The organism is Bacillus yunxiaonensis (assembly GCF_037104695.1).
In the GTDB taxonomy this organism is placed as follows: Bacteria; Bacillota; Bacilli; order Bacillales; family Bacillaceae_G; genus Bacillus_A; species Bacillus_A yunxiaonensis.
In genome coordinates this window covers 1196780-1207612 of sequence record NZ_JBAWSV010000001.1, presented here as the reverse complement: position 1 = coordinate 1207612, position 10833 = coordinate 1196780, and the positions used below count along the sequence as shown (strand labels likewise).

9 protein-coding genes and 2 pseudogenes are annotated in these 10833 nt (G+C 36.0%); 7 read left to right on the top strand and 4 right to left on the bottom strand.

Annotation, left to right across the window (positions count from 1 at the left end):
• Both WAX78_RS05935 and WAX78_RS05930 read left to right on the top strand, forming a co-directional pair.
• Positions 1-402, top strand: a pseudogene (locus WAX78_RS05935) (sigma-54 interaction domain-containing protein); the annotation flags it as partial.
• A gap of 90 nt (positions 403-492) precedes the next feature.
• A pseudogene (locus tag WAX78_RS05930) lies at positions 493-742 on the top strand (DDE-type integrase/transposase/recombinase); the annotation flags it as partial.
• A 272-nt stretch (positions 743-1014) separates the two neighbouring features.
• Here WAX78_RS05930 and WAX78_RS05925 read toward each other — a convergent pair.
• The gene (locus WAX78_RS05925; protein ID WP_336481317.1) at positions 1015-1698 is read right to left on the bottom strand and encodes a GntR family transcriptional regulator; all 684 of its coding nucleotides are present in this window, start codon (positions 1696-1698) and stop codon (positions 1015-1017) included.
• Between the two features lie 694 nt (positions 1699-2392).
• Between WAX78_RS05925 and WAX78_RS05920 the strand changes: the two genes are divergently transcribed.
• The 3 genes from WAX78_RS05920 (at position 2393) to WAX78_RS05910 (ending at position 5806) form a co-directional block, all read left to right on the top strand.
• Positions 2393-3481, top strand: a complete 1089-nt coding sequence (locus WAX78_RS05920) for an aromatic ring-hydroxylating oxygenase subunit alpha (protein WP_336481316.1) — start codon at positions 2393-2395, stop codon at positions 3479-3481.
• The gene (locus WAX78_RS05915; RefSeq protein ID WP_336481315.1) at positions 3482-4891 is read left to right on the top strand and encodes an amino acid permease; all 1410 of its coding nucleotides are present in this window, start codon (positions 3482-3484) and stop codon (positions 4889-4891) included.
• Between the two features lie 549 nt (positions 4892-5440).
• Entirely contained in the window at positions 5441-5806 is a 366-nt protein-coding gene (locus WAX78_RS05910; RefSeq protein WP_336481314.1) for a hypothetical protein, read from the top strand.
• A 68-nt stretch (positions 5807-5874) separates the two neighbouring features.
• Here the strand turns inward: WAX78_RS05910 and WAX78_RS05905 are convergent, their stop codons facing one another.
• Entirely contained in the window at positions 5875-6417 is a 543-nt protein-coding gene (locus WAX78_RS05905) for a hypothetical protein (RefSeq protein WP_336481313.1), read from the bottom strand.
• Between the two features lie 277 nt (positions 6418-6694).
• Between WAX78_RS05905 and WAX78_RS05900 the strand changes: the two genes are divergently transcribed.
• Positions 6695-7036, top strand: coding sequence for a DUF3888 domain-containing protein (locus WAX78_RS05900; protein WP_336481312.1), 342 nt, complete (start codon positions 6695-6697; stop codon positions 7034-7036).
• Between the two features lie 1521 nt (positions 7037-8557).
• Here WAX78_RS05900 and WAX78_RS05895 read toward each other — a convergent pair.
• Positions 8558-8716, bottom strand: coding sequence for a hypothetical protein (locus WAX78_RS05895; RefSeq protein ID WP_336481385.1), 159 nt, complete (start codon positions 8714-8716; stop codon positions 8558-8560).
• A 501-nt stretch (positions 8717-9217) separates the two neighbouring features.
• Positions 9218-9619 carry a hypothetical protein gene (locus tag WAX78_RS05890; RefSeq protein ID WP_336481311.1) on the bottom strand — a complete coding sequence of 134 codons (402 nt, stop codon included), beginning with the start codon at positions 9617-9619 and terminating at the stop codon, positions 9218-9220.
• Positions 9620-9920: 301 nt separating this feature from the next.
• Between WAX78_RS05890 and WAX78_RS05885 the strand changes: the two genes are divergently transcribed.
• Entirely contained in the window at positions 9921-10700 is a 780-nt protein-coding gene (locus tag WAX78_RS05885) for an alpha/beta fold hydrolase (RefSeq protein WP_336481310.1), read from the top strand.
• Positions 10701-10833 lie beyond the last annotated feature (133 nt).

Here is a 10833-nt window from a genome sequence, read left to right as displayed (position 1 = left end):
CTGTTTGCCAGAAGAACCGTTCATTTGCCAAAGCTCGAACAACTGATGGATTTAGCTCCGGGAACCCAATGTCTATTTGTCTCGAATAGTATGGACACGATTGTAGATGCCATCGAGCTTTTGAATCGTCTGGGGTTTGATCATTTGCACTTTATTCCATATGTTCCGCAGACAGCGGAAGTGCCCGTACTTGAGGATATCGATGTGGCGGTTACTCATGGATTAAAAGAACTTGTCCCGGAGACGATTGATAAAGTAATTGATTTGGGCATACGCCCGATCGATTTGACAACGATTTATGATATTGCTCAACAATTGAATCTTCCTGTGGAAAATGTGTATTTCTATATAGCAGAGTTTTGTCCACCTTGGAAGAAATTTAGCCAATTCCGTAAACAATGAGAAACGATTAAATCAATAGTTGGAATCTGTATTTTTTGTGCTTCATGCGTGGCCAAAGCATACGGGGTGTAAACAATTCTGTTTAAGTAGTTGAGGCAAATTCGGTATCTAAATAACATTGTGGAACAGGATCACCGTTTCATTAAGAAACGTGTACGTTCTGTGTTAAGATTCAAGTCGTGTGAAACAGCCACTTCTATATTGAGTGGTATTGAAGCTGTACATATGATGAAAAAAGGGCAGACTTCACCCACAGGTGAAGTCTGCCTAAAATGAAGTTGGATTCATACATAAGTTGTTTGGAATTGCAACAGAATCTGTTATTGAACAGTCCATGTAGGTTCTATGTCTCTATCAAATGGTTTTTGCACTAGAACCATTGAGTTTATGGTTCTTCTTCTCTTATTCTAGTAGCCTGCTTAGAATTGTAAGGATAGGCAGGTTAATCCATCGTCCTGCTTACGACTATTGAATATAGCGAAGCGTTAGCTCAAAATAAATTGCTGCATGAGCTTGTGGATTGTTAGGTAATACAAGTAATAACCTATTTTTTGTGATTTTACTGTTACTAAAAAAGAATAGTTCATTGGGCAATAGATACAACATTAGCCCTTATAGGAAAAGAATATCGTCTTGTAGCCCACTATCTTCCAATTTCAAACCAGCTATCACACTTGTCAAATGCTTCTCCATAGCTTGTTCTGCTTCCAGTTTATTCCTTGATTCAAGGGCTTTTACTATAGCAAGGTGTTCTTCAATGGATGGGTTTATTTTCAATGTATCCAGAGGATCGAACAATACCACGTAAATCGTTGTCCTGCTTACAATATCTTTAACATATTCAAGCAATAGTTTGTTTTGTGATGCTTCAGCTATGATGAAGTGGAACGAGTCATTCATTTTATAATAACCATCCGTATCACGATGATCAAATGTCCGTTTCTCCTCATCTATTAATTTATAAAGCTTTTCAATGTCTTCTTTTCTAATCCGCTCTGCTGCTAATCCAGCAGCTTGCTTTTCTAGAAGTAACCTGACTGAATAGGCATCTTTCATCTCCTCTGCCGTTGGTTTAATGACAAATGCTCCTCTATTTGGGATAACTTGCACATATCCTTCATGCTCTAGTTTTTTTATAGCCGCTCTTACAGGTGTCCGACTGACATTTAGCTTTTTTGCAATTGCCGCTTCTACAAGCTGGCTACCAGGTCGAATGAATCGGTTATAGATAGATAATTTAATCTTTGTATAGACCAGTTCTTCCATATTTGCTTTTTGAATACTTTGTTGACTCATATAGTAACCACCTAACATTGATAGGAATAATTAAACCAGCTTTTCTTTTTATTATATTACCTTTTTTTCCTCCTATTGCCAAACGCTAGCAGGGTAGCCTATTTATTAAATTGTTGACCGTAAAGGGCCACATCTCTAGAGTATACTCACAAAAGATATGTTCGCTTACAGAGAATTGCGTTCACCACTTCCATGAAAATAGTCTAGAATGCCTTGATATGGATTCTTCATATTTCAAGAAAATACTAAATTACAATCTGGACAATTTATAAAAACCCTTTCGCTCCTTACTAGATTCTGGATGTGGAAAGTCTCTGTTATAAGTAGACTTTTCTCGGGGAAACTCAACTTAGTTAAGTTATTTTATATTTTATTTATTTTCAGAAAAAAAAGCAAAAAATTGTATACTAAAATTGTATACTATGTTAACATACTTTTTAAGAAAGTGATATTATGTGAAGATTCTAAATTTTTTAATAGATTTTTCAGGAGGAGGGATTTAGATAATAGATAGCTCAAAAGACAAAAAGGTTGTCGTAACCATGGATTATTCAACAAAAGCAAAGTTCAGCACCCTGCTTTTTTGTTTCTGAACAAATAAAACATTTTCAAAAGCAAAACTAAGGATTTATGAATTCCTATAAAATTCTCAAACTATTCTGTCTAACATTAAGGAAAAGCGAGGTTATGAAAAATGGAACACAAAGTTCATACAAATTTGAGCCAATCACATACGCTGCCATCCCATCTTTATACAGAAGAGGCCGCATTGAAAAACGAACAAGAGAAAATTTTTGAAAAAACATGGCAATTTGCCGGTCATATCAGTCAGGTCAAAAACAACGGCGACTTTTTTACGAAGGACATTGCCGGACATTCGATCTTAATTGCCAAAGGAAACGATGGAGTGATTCGAGCATTTTACAACGTCTGTACCCATCGAGCAGCTAAACTAGAAGAAGCGGAATGCGGTCATAAAAAGTTGCTTCAGTGTCCATATCACGCTTGGACGTTTACCTTGGATGGTGACTTGCACCGGGCACCCAATATGAAAGGGCTCCATTATGATGCGAAAGAATTTTGTTTAAAACAACCAAAACTGGAAATTGTGGCGAGTTTTATTTTTATTAACTTAGATGAAAACGCTTCTTCCATGTCGGAAGTGTTTGGACAACTGTTCGACGGACTAAAGGATTATCCGCTTGAGGAGTTGAAAATCGCACGCGTGAAAGAGGATGTAGTGAAGTGTAATTGGAAAGTGACGATTGACAATTATTTGGAATGCGATCACTGTCCGACCATTCATAAAGGGTTTGTGAACACACTGGATATGGATAATTATGAAATCAGGACATTCGATAACTACTCGTATCAAGGCGTGCCGTTGCGCTCTGGCACCAGTAAACCGGACCAATTAGGGCAAAGCGCGAAATATTATTTCTTATACCCGAATATGTGGATTAGTGTGAATCCGGGGCTTCCGAACGTTTCTGTCAACCAGTCGATTCCAATCGACCACGAAACGACGAAGTTGATTTATACGACTTATTTCTTAGATTTGAACGACCTGGAAGCTCAAAAAAAATTCTATGCATTTCTAGACCAGGTTCGGGAAGAGGATTTTGTAATCTGCGAGACAGTTCAAAAAGGGCTCCAATCAAAGGGCTATACACAAGGGCGTTTTTCTTTAACGGAAAATTGCGTCCATCACTTCCATTTGTTAGTTCAACATGCTCTTGAAAACGAAGAAGCGTATGTCCCATTAACAATCGAGGTGAAGTAAATGGAAGGCCAACAGTTAAAACGGGTATTAAAAACGCGCCATTTATCGATGATTTCGATGGGCGGTGTCATCGGAACAGGTTTATTTTTAGGGTCAGGATTAACCATTAACAGCGCGGGAGCCGGTGGTGCAATTGTCGCTTACTTGGTTGGTGGGGTCATGACGTATATGGTGATGCTTTGCCTCGGAGAACTAGCGGTTGCCATGCCGGTGACAGGTTCATTTCAAGCCTATGCGACGAAATACATTGGTCCATCGACCGGCTTCATGGTCGGAATTGCTTATTGGATGAGTTGGGCGACCACAGTCGGTCTTGAATTTACGGCTGCTGGTCTGTTGATGAAACGCTGGTTTCCTCATACCCCGACTTGGGTCTGGTGCTTATTTTTTATCGTTTTACTGTTTGGGTTAAATGCGTTAACCACAAAAGGTTTTGCAGAAACAGAATATTATTTTGCAGGAATTAAGATTGTGGCGATCATTTTATTTATTATCATTGGCGGCTGCGCCGTTTTGGGCATCATTTCATTAAAAGGCGGTCAAGCAGCCCCGTTCTTCTCTAATTTGTACAATGACGGGGGTTGGTTTCCAAAAGGGTTCACACCCATATTGGTTACCATGATCTCCGTCCTGTATGGATTCCAAGGAACAGAACTGTTGGGGATTACGGCAGGTGAATCCGAAAACCCGAAACGGGACATTCCAAAAGCCACGAAAAACATTATTTTCCGTGTCCTTCTATTTTACGTGACAAGCATCGTGATTGTCAGCGCGTTGGTGCCATGGAGAAAAGCAGGTCTTGTGGAAAGCCCGTTTGTAATGATGTTTGATAAAGTGGGGATCCCCTATGCGGCAGATATCATGAACTTCGTCATTTTAACCGCTGTCTTATCCGTCGGGAATTCTGGTTTATACCTTTGCTCACGGATGTTTTTCGCGATGAGCGAAAGCGGACAAGTCCCTAAAACATTCGGGAAATTAAATAAACGCGGCATTCCGATGAACGCGCTTTTAGTAAGCTTGGGGTTTGCTCTTTTATCCCTGTTGACAAGCATCATAGCAGCCAATACCTTGTTTGTTGTATTGTTAGCGATATCAGGAATCGGCACGACTATTGCATGGGCGGTCATTGCGCTTTCGCACATAAGTTTCAGACGTTCGTATGTTAAAAATGGCGGTAAATTGGAGGATTTAGTATTTCGTGTGAAATGGTATCCATTTGTTCCGATTTCTTCGTTCATTATGTGCGTAGGAATTATTTTGTCACTTGTATTAGACCCAAACCAACGCGCTTCGTTCTATTGGGCAACCGCGTTCGTAGTCGTATGCTACGTCTATTATCTAGCGCGATTTAAACGGTTTAATAAAGCTATACCAATACAAACATCCAAAATGGAGGAAAATTTGTAGAAGAGTCTTTAATCAAGTCTGGTGGAAAATATCCTCCAGACTTGACTTTGGAAAATAAAACTTAAAACCTTCTCTTCAACAGATAACTACTTCATTTGTGAGATGCCAAATAGTAAATCGCGAGCAAAAAAAGCATTATAAAATATCCACCAATGAAATCCCGGTATATTTTCACAAAAAAATGGCTCGAATTTAAAAATTTTACCACCTAAAGGATTGAGAATTAGCGGTTGTTGCTTGGTATCCAGTTTCTGATTTCTTTCGTTTGGAACATGCTTTGAAAGTCAATAGTTTACTAGGAAAAGATCATGCAAAGGTTGAAATCTTCCTTCATGCAATCCATTCTTCAGTGAGATTTGAAACAAAAGAAAATATTGAACGTACTTTTGATTTCATTGATAAGGGGTTTTGTTATGAATAGGTTCCTTTCATGTTGTGTTATGTTAACTCAATGTGTATAAGGTATACATACATTCTATATGGCTTTATATCTTAGATGTTTCGTAAGCTAAAACTAAACGGATTCGATTTTAGAAGGAGAAAATAAGAATGTTTAAATACGATGAGTTATTTCAGGATTACGTTTTTGAACTAATGAAGGCTGTTATCGAAGAAAAAGAACGATTTGAAAGAATTCGTAGGATAAATCAGGATAAATTCGAAAGTAAGCAAGAGTTAGAAAAATGGATTCAAGAGAGATTTGGAACTATCTCTAATCAAGGACGCATAATTGCTGTCTTTAGGACATATTGGCTGAAATGTGAAGAATTAAACATACTAGGTGAAGATGAGTACGCTAATCCGAGAGATTTTGTTGTAGATTGGTTATCGGGAACGTACCCAGAACTGTATGAGATTATAAAATCTATGCCATATTATCCAATTGGAGTTGATGAAGAAGGAAACTATTGTTAACTCCGCTGACGGGAATTACGTTAATTAAACAAACAAAGAGGTCTTAATAGACCTCTTTGTTTTATTCATCACTCAATAGTATTTGCAATTTGGACTAAGACTTTTGATGAAGCTTTATCTAATCCTCTACTATCAATAATCAGCATATATTGCCAACCATTCCTTTCAAATGTAAGAGTATCAAGACTTGAACTTTCCCTTATACGAAATAATATTGCTTTTGATTTATCCTTCAGTGTATATACACCCTTAGTCAGTTCTTGTTTAATTGGAATTTTATACTTGAAAGGGCGGACTCTTATCATATAATGTTTCGTACCCGTATGCTCATTTATATACTCAATTTCAAAACTGTCATTTACATTATATTCACTGTTATTACAACGTCCAAATTGATGAGTAAATTCTACTGATGGTAGCCTTGTCGGCAATGTAATGCCTCGTTGAAATAATTTTTCGCATTCAGTTATTGCTTCTCCGACAGATTTATAACCAATCTTATACCAAAACTTTTCAAAAGACTGCTGTTCTTGAGCTTTAGCAGGAGTATTAATAACACTGATAATTAAAGCAAAAAGTATTGATATCAATATTTTATGTCTTTTACTCATTAATGGGTTCTCCTTAAAAATACTTGCAATATACTGTATTGTTTATCATGCCCTTTAATCTCAATATCATTTTTCACTTTCAATAACAAAAATTATGTGAACACGAAAGTCCTCCAGTTAAACAATCTGGAGGACTTTTAATAGTCTTCTTAATACACTAAATCCCGATGATAGTTGAATAAAGGCCCATAGATACTGGGAAAGCTATTCCACAAAAAAACAACGGATGGTGATATCCATAAGAAGACCTTTTATTTTATTATTAAGTATTACATTTTTGTTTTTAACAACAACTAATGTCTATTCACAAAATGAACCTACAAGAGAGAAACTATTGGAAGAAACTTTGATGATTAGGTATCTACCATTCATTTTAGAAAGTACTAATAATAAATTATTTATGTGTGAAAGAATTACTGACATAAAAAGGCTTGGTGGAAATAATCGTCAACACGAATTAACAATAGAGGTAATAACCTTTGAACAAGCACATTCGCCCCCTTACAACTTAATTCGAGTAACACTGACCGATATACCACCAAAGGGGATAAATGTCACAAATGTAGAACGTGAAGAAAATTTATCAATTCAACAATTTAATAAACATTGCGGAAAGTAAATATTATTCAAATTTTATTAACGGGTGTGATACTTCAACAAGGGTATCACATTGACTTCCGCTAACGAGAATTATGTGAACACAAAAGTCCTCCAGTTAAACGATCTGGAGGACTTTTGATAGTCTCTTAAATACATTGAATCCCCATAATTTTACATTCTGGTTAATAAAATGCATAAAACAACAATAAGCGACCTCGATCATCCTCTTAGGAATCACAAGGTCGCTTACACTATTTCTTCATTCATGATATTCGTAATCCTTTCTGTTCATTACAAATGAACGATGATGTTATCCCTTTCTTTATTAATTTAGATAAAAGCAACTTTTTATCTAAATAATAAGGTATGATACACTTTCACCTTCCGCTACTCTGGTGATACCACCCTCTTTTTCAATAGATTTTGATTTTATACCCTGTACATTATTTGTACATTCGCCTTGCTCTATTCCACTGGATTCACCTTCTTTTTTGATATGTATGTTTTGCTTGTACTTATCATACACCCAGAGTCGAATTTTATAAATACTAAAAATTATAAATTTTCTAAAAATTAAAAATACATCACAATCATATGGTAATAGTAAATAGTTACCATATGATTTTAGTGTACATACATTAAAATGAATTTGCTCATGATATAGGTATCGGGTACGTAACGGTTGAGCCCAGATCTATATATGGTTCATAACAGAGGTGTATATAGGTCGGTCAAAGATTGTATACAGGTCATTAGTTCATATAAACTATGTGGTTTGTTTGCAGTCGGAGAGAAGATTCTATTCGGTGGGGAAAAGGTTTATTGTAGTCGTATGCTAGCTGCTATGATTACAATGAGGTTCCAACTTATCGGATAGGGTCGAGCTAAGATCGTGCTGGGTACCGCAGGCTTTAGAGAGCAATTTAGCTCTTATAAGGCTAACGGTCATATATAGCCGAAAGGTTATATATGGTTGTACAGGTATTTTGTACGGTCGAACGAACCATTAGTATGAGTGGTGAACTGCTTGTTTATAGTCGAAAGATTGTAGGTGGGTAATAAACTATTTATATTAGTGCAAGGTAGATCGTTACGTGCTCGTGTTGTTCTAAAATTTGATACATAAAATCGAGTATTTAAATTATATTGAAAAGCAAACGAGATCTAATAAGATCTCGTTTTTATTTTAGGTGTCATTTTTAAAAAAAATCGAAGAAGAGCATAAGAGGTTTTTGATATCACTTAACGGGGTAGCACCAGCAAAACGCGGTAAATATACGTTAGGACAAATATTGTAAATAATCGTAACCAAAAACGTTTAAATATCGCTTTTGTGGTTATTTGTTTTTAGTTATGGTTTTGGATATACGGAATTGTTATACGAAAAGGAAAATAAAAGTACCACTTAAAATCACCAAAACGAAGGTTTATGTTGGAAAAATCCCTTAGCGTATAAAAAATGCGGTTTTTACTTCCAAAAAAATGTCTTAGCGTATGTTTTCCGCGAAATGTTGGCGGGACCCCTAGCATTTTTCACAATTTATTTATCTGTTTGTTTTTGCTTCTTTTTCAAATACTCCGCACGCAATTTTTCAATTTGCTGCTTTTTATCAAATTTGGCAGGCTTCTGTTTTTCATGAAACTTTGTCACAGCTACCTGACTTTTGTAATCCAATTGATACTTTCCCACTTTGTTCACCTACTTTTCTTATCTTTAAAGAGAATCTATTCAACAAATATAATATACCTTATTTTACTGAAGTAAACCTTATTACTTTATTAGTTTCCTACAACAAGAACTATGTTGACTAAAATGAAGACCGCGCGGTCTTCATTTTTTTGTACACAGCTTATTGAGGGTCTTACTGCAACATCGGTTCTTCTATGTTGTAGTAAATGAGGTCATATGTTGTACAAAAAAAGAATAGATCAAGCACATAATCTCTGCTTGTATCTATTCTCCTCATTCCCTCTCTTATAAAAACTATAATATTATATAAGAGATGTAGTCTTAATCGAGAATACCCTGTTTTTTCTGTTACTTAATAAAATCATTTTACTAAAGGGGATTTTTATAAGCTTTTAAACATATTAAATTCCAATAATAGGACGTTATGTTAACCGACCATGAATATCTATTCATCAATATTTTTTATGATTTTACTTTTTGATCTAAAAGTATCTCCAATTTTTTTCTCACCTACATACCAATAAACATATTTTTACTATTAGGACCCCAATTTTCTCCCATGAAACCTGACATTCCCTCTAAGTTAACGAAGCATGGAAGCACAGTATACATTACGCCCTGCATTGCATTAACTCTAAAAGTTATAACAAATCTCATTTTTGAATTATCAACGGGTGCTATCATTCCCATATCTGGACGTATAGCGTTTTCTGCCGTAAGTGCCTCTTTCATTCCTACACTAGCAATACCGACGGGGCCCATATTACTTCTAATCCAATAATTCGAAACATTTGTTGCAGATGCCAAATCAGTTGGTTTATCATAAGTCATTAAAATTTGATTAGAAGAAATTTGTCTAGCCTCAAGAAGTATCGGGTGAGCGACCATTTGGCGAGGGTAATAAGTAAACATAGTATTCCTCCGTTGTTTTTTGAAATAGATAAATTACCCAGATAATATATGCAGATTTTTGATTTGAGTTCACGATAACGAATTCGAGCGTTGCGTTTGGTAGAACCCAAAATAATAGGACCTTATATAGACTTCACATGTATACCCTATTCATTGTTCTTTCTTCAACGAAATGGCAGAATAATTCAATAAACCCCGTTCTTTTTCACTTTTCTAACCTACAATTGGGCTAGGTACTCATCTATGTTAACTAAAATGAATATCTTATTGTTGAAACCATATTAATTACGGAGGAATTAGCATGGGATACTTTGTTACTGTAGAGTCAGGTGTAAATCTATATGTGGAAGATATTAACCCAGGGGGTAACAAGACCATAGTGTTTATACATGGTTGGCCATTAAGCCATAAACAGTTTGAGTATCAGTTTGATGTTCTTCCCGCAATGGGTTACCGCTGTATTGGCATAGACTGGAGGGGCTTTGGTAATTCGGATAAGCCAATGAACGGCTACAACTATGACCGATTGGCAGATGATATTGGCTCCGTTATTGATGCACTTCAATTGAAAAACTTTACACTAGCGGGTCACTCTACAGGTGGGGCTATCGCTATTCGTTATATTGCTCGACATAATGGTTATGGAGTATCTAAACTTGTCCTTATAAGCGCTGCCGCTCCTGTAGGTTTTACAACAGAAACTGCTAATAAATTTCTTAAAGAAACATTAAATGATCGCCCTAAAATGATGCAGGAAGTAACAGATAGTTTTTTCTTTCAGTATATAACTGGCCCATTCTCGAACTGGTTTTTTCAAATGGGATTACAGGCGGCAGGTTGGTCAACCGCCGCAGTCGTAGTTATGCTAAGAGATGAGAAGCTATATACTGATTTGCTAAAAATATCAGTTCCTACTTTAATCTTGCACGGCATTCACGACAAAGTAATTCCATTTGCACAAGCTCAAGAACTAAATCAAAAAATAAAAAATTCACAGCTTGTTCCGTTTCAATATAGTGGTCATGGTCCTTTCTGGGAAGAACGTGACAAGTTTAACCAACTATTGACACAATTTATTTAGTTAAAAATTTGACCTTAATTCAAATAAATGGAGAACGATAGCACAATAATCGGGTACCCTTTACGGACAGTAAAATCTTTGCTGTAATTATTATGCTCGATTCATTGTTCAACGAAAGAATGCTTGAGTTGAA